The 16723-nt window shown below is 69.8% G+C and carries 16 protein-coding genes and 1 riboswitch; of the genes, 13 read left to right on the plus strand and 3 right to left on the minus strand.

Annotation, left to right across the window (positions count from 1 at the left end; genetic code table 11):
- From IG62_RS0134505 to IG62_RS0134515, 3 genes are all read left to right on the plus strand, one after another.
- The coding region (locus IG62_RS0134505) for a cytochrome c oxidase subunit I (protein ID WP_030812807.1) at window positions 1-723 on the plus strand (723 nt) is incomplete at its 5' end.
- Window positions 720-1118: a cytochrome c oxidase subunit 4 gene (locus IG62_RS0134510; protein WP_030812810.1), complete on the plus strand. Its 399-nt coding sequence runs from the start codon at window positions 720-722 to the stop codon at window positions 1116-1118. The genes IG62_RS0134505 and IG62_RS0134510, both read left to right, overlap by 4 nt.
- A 153-nt stretch (window positions 1119-1271) precedes the next feature.
- The gene (locus tag IG62_RS0134515; RefSeq protein ID WP_030812813.1) at window positions 1272-2546 is read left to right on the plus strand and encodes a L,D-transpeptidase; all 1275 of its coding nucleotides are present in this window, start codon (window positions 1272-1274) and stop codon (window positions 2544-2546) included.
- A gap of 42 nt (window positions 2547-2588) precedes the next feature.
- Here IG62_RS0134515 and IG62_RS0134520 read toward each other — a convergent pair whose 3' ends face one another.
- Window positions 2589-2990, minus strand: coding sequence for a hypothetical protein (locus tag IG62_RS0134520; protein WP_030812816.1), 402 nt, complete (start codon window positions 2988-2990; stop codon window positions 2589-2591).
- Window positions 2991-3264: 274 nt separating this feature from the next.
- Here IG62_RS0134520 and IG62_RS0134525 point away from each other — a divergent pair, with 274 nt between their 5' ends.
- From IG62_RS0134525 to IG62_RS0134550, 6 genes are all read left to right on the plus strand, one after another.
- Window positions 3265-3885, plus strand: coding sequence for a cytochrome c oxidase subunit 3 (locus IG62_RS0134525; RefSeq protein WP_006606088.1), 621 nt, complete (start codon window positions 3265-3267; stop codon window positions 3883-3885).
- A 77-nt stretch (window positions 3886-3962) separates the two neighbouring features.
- Window positions 3963-4772, plus strand: a complete 810-nt coding sequence (locus tag IG62_RS0134530; protein WP_030812820.1) for a c-type cytochrome — start codon at window positions 3963-3965, stop codon at window positions 4770-4772.
- Complete coding sequence (locus IG62_RS0134535) at window positions 4769-5830, plus strand: ubiquinol-cytochrome c reductase iron-sulfur subunit (RefSeq protein WP_030812823.1); 1062 nt, start codon at window positions 4769-4771, stop codon at window positions 5828-5830. Before IG62_RS0134530 ends, IG62_RS0134535 begins: the two co-directional genes overlap by 4 nt.
- A complete protein-coding gene (locus IG62_RS0134540) occupies window positions 5827-7464 on the plus strand; it encodes a cytochrome b (RefSeq protein WP_030812825.1) in 1638 nt (545 codons plus the stop codon). The genes IG62_RS0134535 and IG62_RS0134540 overlap by 4 nt, the downstream gene beginning before the upstream one ends.
- Before the next feature lie 140 nt (window positions 7465-7604).
- Window positions 7605-8669 (plus strand): anthranilate phosphoribosyltransferase, encoded by a 1065-nt coding sequence (gene trpD / locus IG62_RS0134545; RefSeq protein ID WP_030812828.1) that lies wholly within the window; start codon window positions 7605-7607, stop codon window positions 8667-8669.
- A gap of 92 nt (window positions 8670-8761) precedes the next feature.
- A riboswitch (SAM riboswitch) is annotated at window positions 8762-8879 on the plus strand.
- Window positions 8880-9071: 192 nt separating this feature from the next.
- Entirely contained in the window at window positions 9072-10520 is a 1449-nt protein-coding gene (locus IG62_RS0134550; protein ID WP_030812833.1) for an aminotransferase class V-fold PLP-dependent enzyme, read from the plus strand.
- 554 nt (window positions 10521-11074) lie between these two features.
- Here the strand turns inward: IG62_RS0134550 and IG62_RS0134555 are convergent.
- Both IG62_RS0134555 and IG62_RS0134560 read right to left on the minus strand, forming a co-directional pair.
- Window positions 11075-11356, minus strand: coding sequence for an Lrp/AsnC family transcriptional regulator (locus IG62_RS0134555; RefSeq protein ID WP_030415457.1), 282 nt, complete (start codon window positions 11354-11356; stop codon window positions 11075-11077).
- Window positions 11353-12033: a rhomboid family intramembrane serine protease gene (locus IG62_RS0134560; protein WP_030812836.1), complete on the minus strand. Its 681-nt coding sequence runs from the start codon at window positions 12031-12033 to the stop codon at window positions 11353-11355. Before IG62_RS0134560 ends, IG62_RS0134555 begins: the two co-directional genes overlap by 4 nt.
- A 354-nt stretch (window positions 12034-12387) precedes the next feature.
- On the opposite strand from IG62_RS0134560, the gene IG62_RS0134565 reads away from it, so the two are divergent.
- The 4 genes from IG62_RS0134565 to IG62_RS0134580 all read left to right on the plus strand — a co-directional run bounded on the left by IG62_RS0134565 (window position 12388) and on the right by IG62_RS0134580 (window position 16692).
- Entirely contained in the window at window positions 12388-12627 is a 240-nt protein-coding gene (locus IG62_RS0134565) for a hypothetical protein (protein ID WP_030415459.1), read from the plus strand.
- Between the two features lie 18 nt (window positions 12628-12645).
- Window positions 12646-14019: an NYN domain-containing protein gene (locus tag IG62_RS0134570; RefSeq protein ID WP_030812840.1), complete on the plus strand. Its 1374-nt coding sequence runs from the start codon at window positions 12646-12648 to the stop codon at window positions 14017-14019.
- Between the two features lie 311 nt (window positions 14020-14330).
- Entirely contained in the window at window positions 14331-15356 is a 1026-nt protein-coding gene (locus IG62_RS0134575; RefSeq protein WP_030812843.1) for a C40 family peptidase, read from the plus strand.
- A 289-nt stretch (window positions 15357-15645) separates the two neighbouring features.
- Window positions 15646-16692 (plus strand): C40 family peptidase, encoded by a 1047-nt coding sequence (locus tag IG62_RS0134580; protein ID WP_030812846.1) that lies wholly within the window; start codon window positions 15646-15648, stop codon window positions 16690-16692.
- The last annotated feature ends 31 nt before the right edge of the window (window positions 16693-16723 follow it).

A 16723-nucleotide genomic window follows, 5' to 3' on the forward strand; every position in this document is an offset into this window, starting at 1 on the left:
ACCGGTGTGAAGTTCTTCAACTGGATCGGCACGATGTGGAAGGGCTCGCTGTCCTTCGAGACGCCGATGCTCTGGGCGGTCGGCTTCCTGATCACCTTCACCTTCGGTGGTCTGACCGGTGTCATCCTGGCCTCGCCGCCGATGGACTTCCACATCTCCGACTCGTACTTCGTCGTGGCGCACTTCCACTACGTCGTCTTCGGAACGGTCGTCTTCGCGATGTTCTCCGGCTTCCACTTCTGGTGGCCGAAGTTCACCGGCAAGATGCTGGACGAGCGGCTCGGAAAGATCACGTTCTGGACGCTGTTCATCGGCTTCCACGGCACGTTCCTCGTCCAGCACTGGCTGGGTGCCGAGGGCATGCCGCGGCGCTACGCGGACTACCTCGCGGCCGACGGCTTCACGGCGCTGAACACCATCTCGACGATCAGCTCGTTCGTGCTGGGCCTGTCGATCCTGCCGTTCCTCTACAACGTCTGGAAGACGGCGAAGTTCGGCAAGAAGGTCGAGGTCGACGACCCGTGGGGCTACGGCCGTTCGCTCGAATGGGCGACCTCCTGCCCGCCGCCGCGGCACAACTTCCTCACCCTGCCGCGCATTCGTTCCGAATCCCCGGCGTTCGACCTGCACCACCCGGAGATCGCGGCCCTCGACGCGCTGCACAACGGCCACGGCACTGACGAGGACAAGGCCATCGCCGGTGGCAAGGAGGCGGGCAAGTGAAGATCCAGGGCAAGATGTTCATCTGGCTCTCCGTCTTCGTCCTGGCCATGGCGATCGTCTATGGCGTCTGGTCGAAGGAGCCCGCGGGTACCACCGCACTGTTCCTCGCCTTCGGCCTGTGCATCATGGTCGGCTACTACCTGGCCTTCACGGCCCGGCGGGTCGACGCGGGCGCGCAGGACAACGAGAACGCGGAGGTCTCCGACGACGCCGGTGAGCTGGGCTTCTTCAGCCCGCACAGCTGGCAGCCGCTGTCCCTGGCCGTCGGTGGTGCGCTCGCCTTCCTGGGCGTCGTCTTCGGCTGGTGGCTGCTGTACTTCTCGGCCCCGGTGATCCTGGTCGGCCTCTTCGGCTGGGTCTTCGAGTACTACCGCGGCGAGAACCGCACGCAGTAGGCGCTTCAGGCGCCAAAAGCACGGCAACACGCCGTACAGCGGGCCCGGACACCTCAAAAGGTGTCCGGGCCCGCCCCGTTCGGCGCAGCGGGGGGCGACCCGTTTGCAGTCCTCCAGCGCGCCGGAGCAGGTGATTCTTCATATTTTTGGGGCATGAGTCACAGACCTCGAACCCGGACGGTGCTGAGCTGCGGCCTCCTGCTCGTGCCCCTCGCGGTGAGCACCGCCGCGTGCGGGGGCTCGGCGTCGGAACCGCTCTCCGCCAATCCCTACGACGCGGGCGACCAGATCACCGCCAACACCCCGGACGGAAAGCAGAAAGCCGACCCCGACAAACCGATCGAGGTCTCCGTCAAGGACGACGACGCGCGCATCACGGACGTCACCGCCACCGATTCCACCGGCCGCTTCGTACGCGGCGAACTGAGCGCCGACGGCAGGCACTGGCGCACCACCGTGCCGCTGGCCGCCGGCACCCGCTACACGGTGCGGGTCAGCACCGAGGAGGACGACGGCACGCCCGGCCGCAAGACGCTGGTGGTGCACACCACCGACGCGGACGGCCAGTTGACCGCCACCTTCGGCCCCGAGAGCGGCGAATACGGCGTAGGACAGCCGGTCACCGCCGAGCTGAGCCGGCCCCTCACGGACCCCAAGGCCCGGGCCATCGTCGAAAGCGCCCTGAAGGTCGACTCCATGCCGCGCGTCGAGGGCGCCTGGCACTGGGTCGACGACAAGAAGCTGCACTTCCGCCCGAAGGTCTACTGGCCGGCCCACGCCACCATCTCGGTGCACAGCAACCTCGCCGGCCTGAAGATCGCCAAGGGCCTCTACGGCGGCCCCTCCAAGCCCGTCAGGCTCACCACCGGCGACCGCCTGGAAGCCATCACCGACGCGGCGGCGCACCAGATGACCGTGCTGCGCAACGGCACGTCCATCAACACCATCCCGGTCACCACCGGCAAGCCCGGCTTCTCCACCCGCAACGGCGTCAAGGTCGTCCTGGGCAAGGAGAGCTTCGTCCGGATGCGCAGCTCCACCGTCGGCATCGCCGCCGGCAGCTCGGACTCCTACGACCTGCCGGTCTACTGGGCGACCCGGGTGACCTGGAGCGGGGAGTACGTGCACGCCGCACCCTGGTCCGTCGGATCACAGGGCGCGGCGAACGTCAGCCACGGCTGCACCGGCATGTCCACCGGCAACGCCCAGTGGTTCTTCAACACCGTCCGGGTCGGCGACATCGTCAAGGTCATCAACAGTGGCGGCGACACCATGACGCCGTTCGACAACGGCTTCGGCGACTGGAACATGCCCTGGAAGGAATGGCGCGCCGGCAGCGCCCTGAAGAACAAGGCGTCCAGCACCACAGGAGCCGCCGAGCGCCAGCAGGACCCCAGCTCCGACGCCCGGCTGCGCCCGAAGATCTGAAGGGCCTCCACACGGCTCCCAGCGGCCCTCCAGGCCCGCGCCTCAGGCCTGTACGAGGTTCCTGCGGCGCAGCAGGCCGGCCAGTGCGTCGGCGAAGGCCACCGGGTCGATCGGATGGGTCACCGCGGCGTCCGCGCGGCTCCAGGTGGCCAGCCAGGCGTCCTGCGGGCGGCCGATCAGCAGCAGCACCGGCGGGCACCGGAAGATCTCGTCCTTGATCTGCCGGCAGACGCCCATGCCGCCCGCCGGCGCGGTCTCGCCGTCCAGCACGCAGACGTCGATGCCGCCCTGCTCCAGGGCTTCCAGGACCGCCGGCGCGGTGGCGCACTCCAGGATCTCGATCTCGGGGGCATCGGCGGCCGGGCGCCGGCCGGCCGCCAGCCGGACCTGCTCGCGGGTGCCCGCGTTGTCGCTGTAGACCAGCACCGTGGCAGTCGCCTGCATCGTTCCTCCACGCTCTTCGTAGCGGCACAGCATCGGGTGGGGCTGATGGGCCGGATGCTACTCCCGCGGCAGGCCCCGGCAGCAGGGGGCGAAAGGGCCGAAGATCTGCCCGACGGCCCGTCAGGGCCGGGCCCGCACGAGCCGGAGTACCGTACCGGCGGCCGGCCTTCCCTCCTTCGGGCGACGCCGGAAATGGGCCGTACGAGCAGGCCATACGTCCTTGACACACCGAACGGCACCCCCCGGAGTGAGGGCGGGATAAGCGACCGACATAATGTCGGTCGTGGCGACAGCAACGACAGTAGAAACCGGGCACGCGCACCCGTCGGTCAATCGGCCGAACCTCACCAGCGTCGGAACCATCATCTGGCTGAGTTCCGAGCTGATGTTCTTCGCGGCCCTCTTCGCGATGTACTTCACCCTTCGATCCGTGACCGGAGAGGCTTATTGGAAGGAATCTGCCAGCGCGCTGAATCTTCCGTTCTCCGCGACCAACACCACGATCCTGGTGCTCAGCTCGCTGACCTGCCAGCTCGGCGTTTTCGCGGCCGAGCGCGGCGACGTCAAGAAGCTCCGGGCCTGGTTCGTGGTCACCTTCATCATGGGTGCCATCTTCATCGGCGGTCAGGTCTTCGAGTACACCGAGCTGGTCAAGCACGAGGGCCTGTCGCTCTCGTCCGGCCCGTACGGATCGGTGTTCTACCTGACCACCGGCTTCCACGGACTGCATGTGACGGGCGGTCTGATCGCCTTCCTGCTGGTCCTGGGCAGGACGTACGCGGCCAAGAGGTTCACCCACACGCAGGCCACCGCGGCCATCGTCGTGTCCTACTACTGGCACTTCGTCGATGTCGTCTGGATCGGCCTCTTCGCCACGATCTACCTGATCCGCTGACCGGTCCGACCGGACCCGCAGATCAGACAGACATAGCCAAAGCATCGACGCAGAAGATCCTGACACCGGGGTAATCCGTGAAAAAGCTCTCCGCACGACGGCGCCATCCGCTGGCGGCGCTCGTCGTCCTACTCTTCGCGCTGGCGGTCACCGGGGGGCTGTACGCCGCGTTCGCGCCGGCGGACAAGGCTCAGGCCGATGACACCGCCCAGTCCCTTGCCATCAAGGAGGGCAAGAAGCTCTACGCCGTGGGCTGTGCCAGCTGCCACGGCACCGGCGGTCAGGGCACCTCCGACGGCCCGAGCCTGGTCGGTGTCGGCGCCGCAGCCGTCGACTTCCAGGTCGGCACCGGCCGCATGCCGGCCCAGCAGCCCGGCGCCCAGGTGCCGCGGAAGAAGCCGATCTACAACAACGCCCAGCGCGAGCAGCTGGCGGCCTACGTCGCGTCGCTGGGTGCCGGCCCCACCATCCCGGAGAAGTCGCAGTACAACTCCGAGGGCGCCGACATCGCCAAGGGCGGCGAGCTGTTCCGCACCAACTGCGCGCAGTGCCACAACTTCACCGGTAAGGGCGGCGCCCTCACCGACGGCAAGTTCGCACCGACGCTCGAGGGCGTGGACCCCAAGCACATCTACGAGGCCATGGAAACCGGCCCGCAGAACATGCCCTCCTTCGGTGACGGCTCGCTGAGCAAGCAGAACAAGAAGGACATCATCGCGTACCTCGGCGCCGTCAACGGCGATGAATCCGAGAGCCCCGGTGGCCTCGACCTCGGCGGTCTCGGTCCGGTCAGTGAGGGTCTCTTCGGCTACATCTTCGGCCTGGGCGCGCTGGTCGCGGTCGCCATCTGGGTCGCAGCCCGGACTACGAAGGCCAAGAAGTCATGAGCGAGACTGGACGACACGAAGACGTGCCAGAAGAAAACCTGCCCGTTGAGCGGGAGGCTCACGAAGGCGCGGTGACGCCGGCGGACGACCCGTTCGCCGACCCGGGCCTGCCGGCCCACGAGCACCGCAAGCAGGACATCGACGAGCGGGCCGCCAAGCGCTCCGAGCGCACCGTCGCCCTGCTCTTCCTGGTGTCCATGATTGCCACGGTGGCCTTCATCGCCGCCTACGTGGCCATCCCGATCGACAAGATCGTCTACATCTGGCCGATCGGCCACATCAGCGCGCTGAACTTCGCGCTCGGCCTGACGCTGGGTGCCGCCCTGTTCTGCATCGGCGCCGGCGCGGTCCACTGGGCCCGCACGCTGATGTCGGACGTGGAGGTCGCCGACGACCGCCACCCGATCGAGGCCAGCCCCGAGGTCAAGGCCAAGGTCCTGGCGGACTTCAAGGTGGGCGCCGAGGAGTCGGGATTCGGCCGCCGCAAGCTGATCCGCAACACGATGTTCGGTGCGCTGGCCCTGGTGCCGCTCTCCGGTGTCGTCCTGCTGCGTGACCTCGGGCCGCTGCCCGGCACGAAGCTGCGCACGACGAACTGGAAGAAGGGCGTCCGCCTGGTCAACCAGTCCACCAACCTCCCGCTGCGTCCCGAGGACATCGCGGTCGGCTCCCTGACCTTCGCCAAGCCCGAGGGCCTGGAGGAGGACCAGGAGGACTTCAACGAGAAGATCGCCAAGGACGCCCTGATGCTCGTGCGGATCCAGCCGCAGAACATCAAGGACAAGCAGGAACTCGCGTGGTCCCACGAGGGCATCGTGGCCTACTCGAAGATCTGCACCCACGTGGGTTGCCCGATCAGCCTGTACGAGCAGCAGACGCACCACGTGCTCTGCCCCTGCCACCAGTCGACGTTCGACCTCTCCGACGGCGGTCGGGTGATCTTCGGTCCGGCCGGACACGCCCTGCCGCAGCTGCACATCACGGTGAAGGACGGCTTCCTGGAGGCCGCCAGCGGTTTCGAGGAGCCCGTCGGCCCGAGCTTCTGGGAGCGCGGATGAGTAACGAGACAAGCGCGACCACCACGCGCCGCGGCCAGGCGCCGCGGGGCGAGCGGATCGCCGACTGGGCGGACGGCCGGCTGGGCATCTACAGCCTCGCCAAGTCCAACATGCGCAAGATCTTCCCGGACCACTGGTCCTTCATGCTGGGTGAGGTCGCGCTCTACAGCTTCATCATCATCATCCTGACCGGTGTCTACCTGACGCTGTTCTTCCACCCGAGCATGGCCGAGGTGACCTACCACGGTTCCTACGTGCCCATGCAGGGGATCCGGATGACCCAGGCCTTCGAGTCGACGCTGGACATCAGCTTCGACGTCCGGGGTGGTCTGCTCATCCGCCAGATCCACCACTGGGCGGCGCTGGTCTTCCTGGCCGCGATGATGGTCCACATGATGCGGGTGTTCTTCACCGGAGCCTTCCGCAAGCCGCGCGAGGTCAACTGGCTGTTCGGCTTCCTGCTGCTGGTGCTCGGCATGTTCACCGGCTTCACCGGCTACTCGCTCCCCGACGACCTGCTCTCCGGCACCGGCGTGCGGTTCATCGAGGGCGTCATCCTGGCGATGCCGCTGGTCGGTTCGTACCTGCAGATGTTCATCTTCGGCGGCGAGTTCCCCGGGCACGACATCATCCCGCGGTTCTTCACGGTGCACGTGCTGCTGCTTCCGGGCATCATGCTCGGCCTGCTGGTGGCGCACCTGATCCTGGTCTTCTACCACAAGCACACGCAGTTCCCGGGTGCCGGCAAGACCAACACCAACGTCGTCGGCATGCCGCTGCTGCCGGTCTACATGGCCAAGGCCGGAGGCTTCTTCTTCCTGGTCTTCGGTGTGATCTCGGTGATCGCCGCGGTCGCCAGCATCAACCCCGTGTGGGCCATAGGGCCGTACCGGCCGGACCAGGTCTCCACTGGTGCGCAGCCGGACTGGTACATGGGCTTCGCCGAGGGCCTGGTCCGTGTCATGCCGGGCTGGGAGTGGAACTTCTTGGGCCACACCATCAACTTCGGTGTGCTGATCCCGATCCTCCTCTTCCCGCTCGTCCTGGTCGCCATCGCGGTCTACCCGTTCGTCGAGTCCTGGGTCCGCGGTGACAAGCGCGAGCACCACATCCTGGACCGCCCGCGCAACGTGCCCACCCGCACCGGCTTCGGTGTGGCCTGGCTGATCGCGTACTTCGTGATGCTGATCGGTGGCGGCAACGACCTGTGGGCGACCCACTTCCACCTGTCGATCAACTCGATCACCTGGTTCGTCCGGATCGCGTTCTTCGTCGGGCCGGTGCTGGGCTTCATCGCCACCAAGCGGATCTGCCTGGGTCTGCAGCGGCGCGACAAGGACAAGGTGCTGCACGGCCGCGAGTCCGGCATCATCAAGCGCCTGCCGCACGGCGAGTTCATCGAGGTCCACGAGCCGCTCGACCAGGAGCAGCTGCACTTCCTGACGCAGCACGAGCAGCCCGAGCCGCTGGAGCTGGGCCCGGAGGTCGACGAGAACGGCGTCCGCCGCAAGATCAAGCGGTCGCAGAAGCTCCGCGCCAAGCTCTCCAAGAGCTACTACGGCGAGGACAACGTCATCCCCAAGCCCACGGTCGAGGAGTACAAGGAGATCACCAGTGGCCACGGCCACCACTGATCCCTTGCGCGCCTCGTAGCGCACCGTAGGTAGTACGCCACCCAGAGGGCCCCGTCCGAGCACCGGACGGGGCCCTCCGGCATATCGCCCCTCTCGATAGGGTGACGACATAAGCAGGACACAGACCAGGAGCGTGGACCATGAACGTTGTGACCCCGGTTGGCGGCGACAGCGTGGCGGCCCACACCTGGCCGGGCCTCCTGAACGCCCTGCTCGACGGCCGCGACCTCACCGCCGACGACACCGCCTGGGCGATGGACCGGATCATGCGGGGCGAGGCCAGCGATGCCCAGATCGCCGGGTTCGCGGTGGCCCTGCGCGCCAAGGGCGAGACCGTCGCCGAGATCTCCGGGCTGGTCCGGACGATGTACGCGCACGCCCGGCTGATCGAGGTCCCCGGCCCCAGCGTCGACATCGTCGGCACCGGCGGCGACGGCGCCAAGACCGTCAACATCTCCACGATGTCCTCGATCGTCGTGGCCGGCACCGGAGCCAGGGTCGTCAAGCACGGCAACCGCGCCGCGTCCTCCGCCAGTGGCGCCTCCGACGTCCTGGAGAAGCTCGGCGTCAACCTCGACCTCACCCCGCAGCGGGTCACCGAGGTGGCCCAGGAGGCCGGCATCACCTTCTGCTTCGCGGTGAAGTTCCACCCCTCCCTCCGGCACGTCGCCAACGCCCGCGGCCAGCTCGGCATCCGCACCACGTTCAACGTGCTCGGCCCGCTGACCAACCCCGCCCGGGTCAAGGCCCAGGCGACCGGCGTCGCGGACGCCCGCATGGCGCCCATCCTGGCCGGTGTGCTGGCCGAGCGCGGTTCGTCCGCCCTGGTCTTCCGCGGCGACGACGGCCTCGACGAGCTGACCACGACGGCCACCTCCCGGGTCTGGATCGTGCGGGACGGCACGGTCCGCGAGGAGTCCTTCGACCCCCGCGACGTCGGCATCCCGCTCGTCCCCGTCGAGGCGCTGCGCGGCGCCGACGCCTCGTACAACGCGGACGTCGCCCGCCGGCTGCTGGACGGCGAGACCGGCCCGGTCCGCGACGCGGTGCTGCTCAACTCCGCGGCCGCGCTCGTCGCGCTGGAGCCGTCCGACGCCCCGCTGACCGACCGCATCCGCCTCGGCATCGAGCAGGCCGCCGCGTCGATCGACTCGGGCGCGGCCAAGCGGGCGCTGGAGCGCTGGGTGGCCGCCAGCAACGCATGAGCGGCCGGTGACGCAGGGTGTGACGCAGGGCTCAGTCCGTCATATGGACTGAGCCCTTGCGCGTAAATGCTCTTGTGGCATGATGCTGCGCAGGTCACGAGTGACAGCGACACAGGCCCCGGCCCGCTGTCCGGCAACCCTCCTTCCGTGGCGGGGTGCCCCGGGTGATGACCAGGCCGCAGGCAGCGAGGTCTGCGGCAAGCGCGGATCCCTCGCCAGGGATCCTGGTCCCCGAGGGAGAACTTCCGTGAATCAGCGAATGCGATAGGGCTCGACGGCCCCTTTTCCACACCCTTTTTCCTTTTCACGCTGCGTCCCGCGCCGCGCGCTTCCGCACACCCGAAAGCGCCGCACGCGCCCCTTCCTCGCAGCGAATTCGCTTACGCCTCACGGGAGTTCGCCATGTCCGTTTCCGCCGTTGCCGCCGACCGTTCCGTCTGTGCCCCGCTGCCGGTCCTCGGCCGGGACGTCCTGGTCCCGCTCGTGACCGGCGGCGAGGTCGACTACGCCGCGCTGGACTACGCCGCCAGCGCCCCGGCACTGCAGCGGGTCTGGGACGACGTGGCCGCCTACGCCCCCTACTACGGCAGCGTGCACCGCGGCGCCGGATACCTCTCGCAGCTCTCCACCGACCTCTTCGAGAACAGCCGCCGCACGATCGCGGAATTCCTCGGCTGCCGCGCCGACGACCAGGTCGTCCTCACCCGCTCCACCACCGACTCGCTGAACCTGCTCGCCGCCGTACTCCCGCAGAACACCCGGGTGTTCGTCTTCGAGACCGAGCACCACGCGTCGCTGCTGCCGTGGGAACAGCGCGCCGACCTGACGGTCACCTACCTCAACGCCCCGCGCACCCCGGAGCAGGCCGTCGCGACCGTGGAGCGCGCGCTCGCCGACCGCGAGCCCTGCTCCGCTTCCGGGGACTCGGTGAAGAGCGGAGGCGGAGCGCAGCGGAGCGGCCCGGCCCTGGTCTGCGTCACCGGCGCCTCCAACGTCACCGGCGAACTGTGGCCGGTCCGCGAACTGGCCGCCGCGGCGCATGCGCACGGCGCCCGGATCGTCCTCGACGCCGCGCAGCTCGCCCCGCACCACCCCGTCGACGTCGCCGAACTGGACGTCGACTGGGTCGCCTTCTCCGGCCACAAGCTGTACGCGCCGTTCGGCGCCGGGGTCCTGGCCGGCCGCGCCGACTGGCTCCAGGACGCCGACCCGTACCTGGCGGGCGGCGGCGCCAGCCGCACGGTCTCGCGCCGCACCGACGGCGGCGTCGACGTCGAGTGGCACACCACGGCCGCCCGGCACGAGGCCGGTTCGCCCAACGTCATCGGCGCCTACGCCATCGCCTCCGCCTGCAAGGCGCTCACCGAGGCGGGCTTCGACACGCTCGTCGCCCGCGAGCAGGAGCTGATCGCGCGGGTCCGCGCGGGGCTGGCCGAGGTCCCCGAGGTGCGCGTCCTGTCCCTCTTCGGCGACGACGCCCCGCGCGTCGGCGTGCTCTCCTTCGTGGTGGACGGCTGGAACAGCTCCCACTTCGCGGCCGCGCTCTCCGCCGAGTACGGCATCGGCGTCCGCGACGGCCTCTTCTGCGCGCACCCGCTCGTCCGCACCCTGCTTGGCACCGACCCGCAGGAGCCCGGCGAGTGCGGCGCCCCCGACGCGGCCCCCGGCGAACTCGCCCAGCCTTCGGCCGGGGGGACCCCCGCCCTAAACGCCATCCGCGTCTCCTTCGGCGCCGGCACCCCCGACGAACACGTCGACCGCTTCCTGCGCGCGGTCAAGGAACTCGTCTCCGACGGCGCCCGCTGGAACTACCGCACGGAGAACGGCCGTTGCGTGGCGGCTGACGCTTGATCCCCACGTACCTGGCTGTCCCGCCGCGGGGCGCTGCGCTTTGCGCACCCCGTACGTACTTGGCCGTCCCGCCGCGGGTGTTGTTCGCCGTTGCGCCTGCGGCGGGCTGGGTTTGTGTTGGGTGCGGTGACGGGCCTCCGGGGCCTTGTTCGTGGACTGCTGTCGCTTTACGTCCACACGAGTGCCCCTTGCAGGGCCTCAACTCGCAGGCTGGGGAGGGTATTCCCGACACCACCCCACGACGCAACGTGCACCCGGGACGACGACGCTCAGCCCCACCGGCCTCCCAACCCCCCACTCACGGGAGGGGACAGACCGGAGGACGAAGTCTGTAGGGCTGTCACCGCACCCGACAAACAAACGCCCGCCGCAGGCGCAACGGCGAGACGCCCCGCGGCGGGACGGCCAAGTACGTGCGGGGGCGCCGCAAAGCGCAACGGCGAGCAACACCCGCGGCGGGACGGCCAGCTACGTGCGGGGCGCCGCAAAGCGCAACGGCGAGTAAGCCCCGTGGCGGGAAAGCCAGCTACGTGGGCCCGAGGCCGAGCGCAGCGCTACGCGTCCAGGCCGATCGCGAAAGCGGCCTCGAGGTCGTGCTGCGAGTAGGTGCGGAAGGCGATGTGCGTCTCCGTGGAGGCGACGCCGGGGATCTTGCTGATGCGGCCGGGGATGACGTCCGCGAGGTCATCGTGCTTGGCGACGCGGACCATCGCGATCAGGTCGTGCGCGCCGGTGACGGAGTAGACCTCGCTGACCCCTTCCAGCGCGGCGATCTTCTCGGCGATCTCCGGGATCTGGTCCACGCTGGTCTTGATGAGCACGATCGACGTGATCACGGCTGGCTCTCTCCCTCATTCGCCCGGACGTTCCCGCTGGTGGACCCCACACTATCCCTCCGGTACCGCAGCCATGCGTAGAGGAAGCCGAGGGCGAAGCCGATGACGTGGGCGAGGTAGGCGACGCCGGGGCCGTTGGGGTCGTCCTGGGCGGCCTGCCATTGGAGGAAGAACCAGAACAACAGGACGACCCAGGCGGGGAAGCGCAGCGGGAGGAAGAAGAGGAAGGGGAAGACGCTGGTGACCCGGGCCCGGGGGAAGAGGTACAGGAAGGCGCCGAGGATGCCGGCGATCGAGCCGGAGGCACCCACCAGCGTCTGGCCCGAGGCGGCGTGCGCGGCCGCGTAGCCGAGCAGCGCCAGGTAGCCGATGATGAGGTAGAAGGCCGCAAACGGCAGCCGGCCCATCCGCGCCTCGGCCATGCCGCCGAAGACGTAGAGAAACAGCATGTTGCCGAGCAGATGCAGCCAGCTGCCGTGGACGAACAGCGCGGAGAGCGGGGTGATCAGCGCCCGCAGGGAACCGCTCCACAGCTCCACGGGGACCACGCCCCACCGCTCGAAGTACGCGGTCTGGGCCCGCAGCAGCGCGTCGCCGGTGCCGTACGTCCGGTTCAGGCCCGAGGCGGGGCCGATCACGAAGACCGCACAGCACAGGGCGATCAGCACGTTCGTCAGCCGGGAGAACACCGCGGCCAGGGCCCGGGCCGGATGCGTCGGGCGGGGGAGCGGGCCGGAGGAGCGCGGCGTACGGAAGAAGAGGCGGGAAAGGGGAGAACGAGAAGAACGAAAAGAGCGGGGAGAGCGGGGAGAACGGGGTGGGGGGGCCGGCGCCGTCATGAAGTGATCATGGCGTAATGCGGGCAATCGGGACAGAGTGCCTCGCCGCGTCCCGGCTCCCGGGCAGCGCCGCACCCGCCCCCCATCAGGCCGTAGGGTTGCAGGCAGTACTTTGCGTACTTCCGCAGTCCGACGGCGCACCGCGTGAACGGCGCAGCAGCACGACCGACGACCACGAAAGAGGACGACACGATGGCTGTTCCCCTGCCGACGGCCGAAACCCGGTGGCGCTGCACGCTGTGCGGCAACCTCACCCGTTTCGATGTGACCCGCCAGGCCAAGGTCGTGGAGTACGTCCACCTGGATCTGGCCGGCGAGCCCAAGGTGGAGGAGCGCGAGGTCCTCAGTGAGAGCATCGAGTCCGTGCGCTGCCGCTGGTGCAACGCGGTCGACCAGATCGAATTGGTGGACCGGCCGGGCGCGAGCGCCTGAGATCGGAGCGATGCAGCCGTGGTGGACCGTCCAGAAGGGGAGCCGGGGGCCGAGCGTCATGACGTACCCGAGGGTGCGGCGGACGAGGTGCTCGACCGACCGCTGCCCGAGGGCGTACGGCGCCGGGTCGTGGCGCTCACCGCGGAGTCGTTCGGTGCGCTGACCGTCGCCGAACTCCCGCCACCGCTGCGGCAGTACGCCCGGTTCACCCCCACCCGCCGGGCGAAGTTCGCCGGGAACGCGATGGCCGCTGCGCTGGAGAGCGACGCGGTCTTCCGGCAGCGGATCGCGGGGAAGCTGCGCGAGGCCCAGCCGGAGCTGGCCGAGGCGCTGGAGAGCGGCACCCCGCCGGCCGCCGCCGATCCGCTCGACGTCGCCGCGGCCGCCTATGTGCTGCGCCCGGACGGCTGGGTGAAGCTGGTCGCGGCGGCCGGTGAGGAGGCGCAGCGGGCGCGTGACGAGCGGGCCGGCGCGGAGGCCGAGCGGGAGCTGGCCCGGCTGCGTGAGGAACTGGCGCAGGCGCGCGGCGAGGCGCGTACGGAGACCGAGCGGATCCGGGGCGACCTGGAGGCCGCCCGCCGGGAGAACGAGTCGCTGCGCCGCAAGCTGCGCAGTGCGCTCAGCGACGTCAAGCGCGGGGAGGCGGCGGTCCGCAAGGCCGAGGCCGCGCTGGTCGACGCGCGGGACCGGGCGTCGACGGAGAAGACCGCGGCGGACAGCGAGGTGCGCCGGCTCAAGGCCCGGATCGCCGAGGCCGAGGCCGCGCTGGAGACCAGCCGGCGGGCCGCCCGCGAGGGGCGCAGCGTCGAGGACATGCGGCTGCGTCTGCTGTTGGACACGGTGCTGGACGCCGCCCAGGGGCTGCGGCGCGAGCTGGCGCTGCCGCCCGCCAGCGTCCATCCGGCCGACACCGTCGAGGCGGTCGCGCCGGGCCGGATGACGCCGAAGGACATCGCGACGCGTGCGCTGTCCGAGATGGACCCCGCGTTGCTGGACCAGCTTCTGGCGCTGCCTCAGGCGCATTTGGTGGTGGACGGCTACAACGTCACCAAAACCGGCTATCCGACCATGCCGCTCGACAAGCAGCGGCTGCGGCTGCTGGGCGGGCTCGCGGTGCTGGCGGCGCAGACCGGTGCGGAGATGACCTGTGTCTTCGACGGTGCGGAGCTGGCGGCGCCGGTGCTGCTCGCGCCACCGCGGGGCGTAAGGGTCCTTTTCAGCAAACCGGGCGTAACGGCCGATGAGTTGATTCGTCAGCTGGTACGGGCCGAACCGCCCGGCCGGCCGGTCGTGGTGGTCTCCACGGACCGCGAGGTGGCGGACGGCGTGGCCAAGGCCGGCGCCCGTCCGGTCGCATCGGCCCTGCTGCTCAAGCGACTTGCCCGTACGTGACGCCGGGACGGCAGTGCTTTCCGGCCGGAAGTAATTCGCTTGACCTGCGCGGCCAATCCGTATCTGAGCGTCAATTGGTGCTTACTGCCTGTGTGATGTTGGTAAAGAGTGGGGCTGGTGGCGCAGTTTTTTCCCCTGAGGATTTGAAGCGATCACAGCTCGGTTACTAAGGTCAGGGCCCGAGCCTTCATTAAGGTGATCATCCAACCGGGATGAACAGTGAAGGTACCGCCGAGTCCGCAGCGTTCCCGCGGAGCCGGGGTTCACCCCCCCACCCGGTAGGCGGCTGGAGGAAGAAGGAGCTCGCCCCCGTGGCGTCCCACCGTCGACCCAAGCAGCCGAGCCGTACTCGCGTCACCGTGCTCACCGCCACCGCCGCGGCGGCCGTCGCCCTGTCGTCCCAGGTCGCCCAGGCCGACCCCCACCAGTCGAAGAAGGACGTCAAGTCCGAGGTCGACAAGCTCTACAACGAGGCGGAGCAGGCCACCGAGAAGTACGACGGTGTCAAGGAGCAGCAGGACAAGCTCCAGAAGGAGGTCGACGACCTCCAGGACAAGGTCGCCCGTGGGCAGGGCGAGCTGAACCAGCTCCGCAAGAGCGTGGGTGCGGTCGCCTCCGGCCAGTACCGCAGCGGGTCCATCGACCCCTCGGTCCAGCTCTTCCTCTCCGGTGACCCGGACAGCTACCTCGACAAGGCCGCCACCCTCGACCAGTTGAGCGGCAAGCAGGCCGAGCAGCTCAAGGTCATCGCGGAGAAGCAGCGCCGGCTCGCCCAGGAGCGCGCCGAGGCCGCGGCCAAGATCAAGGACCTCGCCGACACCCGTAAGGCGCTCGGCGACAAGAAGGACGAGATCAAGGGCAAGCTCGCCAAGGCGCAGGCGCTGCTCAACTCCATGACCGCCAAGGAGCGGGCGGCCATGCAGGCCAAGGAGGACCGCGCCAACCGCAGCAACGACCGGGTCAACCTCGGTGACGACGTGCCTGCTTCGCAGCGCGGTGCGGCCGCCCTCGCCGCCGCCCAGTCCAAGATTGGTTCGCCCTACGTCTGGGGCGCCACCGGCCCGTCGTCCTTCGACTGCTCCGGTCTGACCTCCTGGGCCTACGCACAGGCCGGCCAGTCGCTGCCGCGCACCTCGCAGCAGCAGGCCAACGCCGGTACCCGGATCGCCTCGGAGAGCGCCCTCAAGCCCGGCGACCTGGTGCTCTTCTACAGCGACCTGCACCACATCGGCCTCTACGCCGGCAACGGCACGGTGCTGCACGCCCCGAAGCCCGGTGCCTCGGTGCGCTACGAGTCGATCAACAACATGCCGTTCGCGTTCGGCGTGCGGGTCTGAGAACGCACGGGGCTGCTGTTCACCGGTGTGACCAATGCGCCGGTGTACGGGTCTGAAAAGCCTCACAAACCTCTCAACCTGCCGCCCGAACGGGCGAATTACGGCCTCCACGGCTGACCCGGCGCCCCGCCGGTGACCTGCACAGTCACCGGCGGGGCGGCTCTTTGCGTACGAAATGGGGTCTTTGGTCGGTGTGGACCGGCGCCGTTACTGTCTGCCCTCGCAGCATCCGGTCACCGACCGCCCTCCCGGGCGGCAGGGGCTGCACAGGGGAAGGAGTGCGGCTCCCGTGGCGTCCCATCGCCGTATCCCGCAGCACGGCCAGGTCACCCTCGCCGGGGTCACCGTTCTGTCGGCCGCTCTGGCGACCGCGGCCGCCGCGCTGTCGGCACCGCCGGCGTCCGCCGATCCCGCCGCCCGGCCGGCCGCCGGCCAGGAAGCGGCCACCGCCCGGGTCGACGCCCTCTACGAGCAGGCGGAGCGGGCCACCGAGAAGTACGACGGCGCGGACGCCCGGACCAGGAAGCTGCGCGCCGAGGTGGCCGACCTCCAGGACCGCACCGCCCGCGCCCAGGAGCGGGTCAACCGGATGCGCGGCCGGCTCGGTGCGCTGGCCGCCGCCCAGTACCGCGCCGGCGGCATGGACCCGGCCCTGAAGCTGATGCTCTCCGAGCGCCCCGACAGCTACCTGGAGAAGGCCTCCGCGCTGAACCGGCTCGGCCGGCACCAGGCCGACCGGCTGCACGAACTGCGCGCCGCGCAGCGCTCGCTGGAACAGCAGCGCCGGGAGACCGCCGCCAAGCTCGCCGAGCTGGAGGCGAGCCGCACGCAGGTCGCCCGCCACAAGAAGGACGTCCAGCGCAAGCTGGCCACCGCCCAGCGGCTGCTGAACGCGCTGCCGCGGGCGGACCGGGAGGCCTGGAAGCGAGCTGCCCGCAGCGAGGGGCGGGCCGCGGCGGTGCCCGACCCGGCCGGGGCGGTGCCGGCCTCCGGGCGGGCCGCCGCGGCCGTCGCCGCGGTCCGTGCCGCGGTTGGCTCCCCGTACGCCTGGGGTAGCGCCGGCCCCGGCGCCTTCGACTGCTCCGGACTCACCCAATGGGCCTACCGCCGGGCCGGCGTCTCGCTTCCCCGTACGTCACAGGCCCAGCGCGGCGCCGGGCGCCCGGTGCCGCTCGGCCGGATCCGGCCCGGGGACCTGGTCATCTACCGCTCGGACGCCAGCCACGTCGGGATGTACGTCGGCAACGGCCAGGTCGTGCACGCGCCCTATCCCGGCGCCCGGGTGCGCTACGACCCGGTCGGGATGATGCCGATCTCGGCCGTCACCCGGCCCTGACCGCCGCTTCCTGCGTTTTTGCCCCGGCCGG

This window comes from Streptomyces sp. NRRL S-337, assembly GCF_000720175.1.
GTDB lineage: Bacteria > Actinomycetota > Actinomycetes > Streptomycetales > Streptomycetaceae > Streptomyces > Streptomyces siderophoricus.

Bases quoted from the DNA above. Each gene is read 5' to 3' on its own strand.
- IG62_RS0134515 (WP_030812813.1), top strand. From the start codon at position 1,272: ATGAGTCACAGACCTCGAACCCGGACGGTGCTGAGCTGCGGCCTCCTG.
- IG62_RS0134520 (WP_030812816.1), bottom strand. From the start codon at position 2,990: ATGCAGGCGACTGCCACGGTGCTGGTCTACAGCGACAACGCGGGCACC.
- IG62_RS0134525 (WP_006606088.1), top strand. From the start codon at position 3,265: ATGTCGGTCGTGGCGACAGCAACGACAGTAGAAACCGGGCACGCGCAC.
- IG62_RS0134535 (WP_030812823.1), top strand. From the start codon at position 4,769: ATGAGCGAGACTGGACGACACGAAGACGTGCCAGAAGAAAACCTGCCC.
- IG62_RS0134540 (WP_030812825.1), top strand. From the start codon at position 5,827: ATGAGTAACGAGACAAGCGCGACCACCACGCGCCGCGGCCAGGCGCCG.
- trpD (WP_030812828.1), top strand. From the start codon at position 7,605: ATGAACGTTGTGACCCCGGTTGGCGGCGACAGCGTGGCGGCCCACACC.
- IG62_RS0134550 (WP_030812833.1), top strand. From the start codon at position 9,072: ATGTCCGTTTCCGCCGTTGCCGCCGACCGTTCCGTCTGTGCCCCGCTG.
- IG62_RS0134565 (WP_030415459.1), top strand. From the start codon at position 12,388: ATGGCTGTTCCCCTGCCGACGGCCGAAACCCGGTGGCGCTGCACGCTG.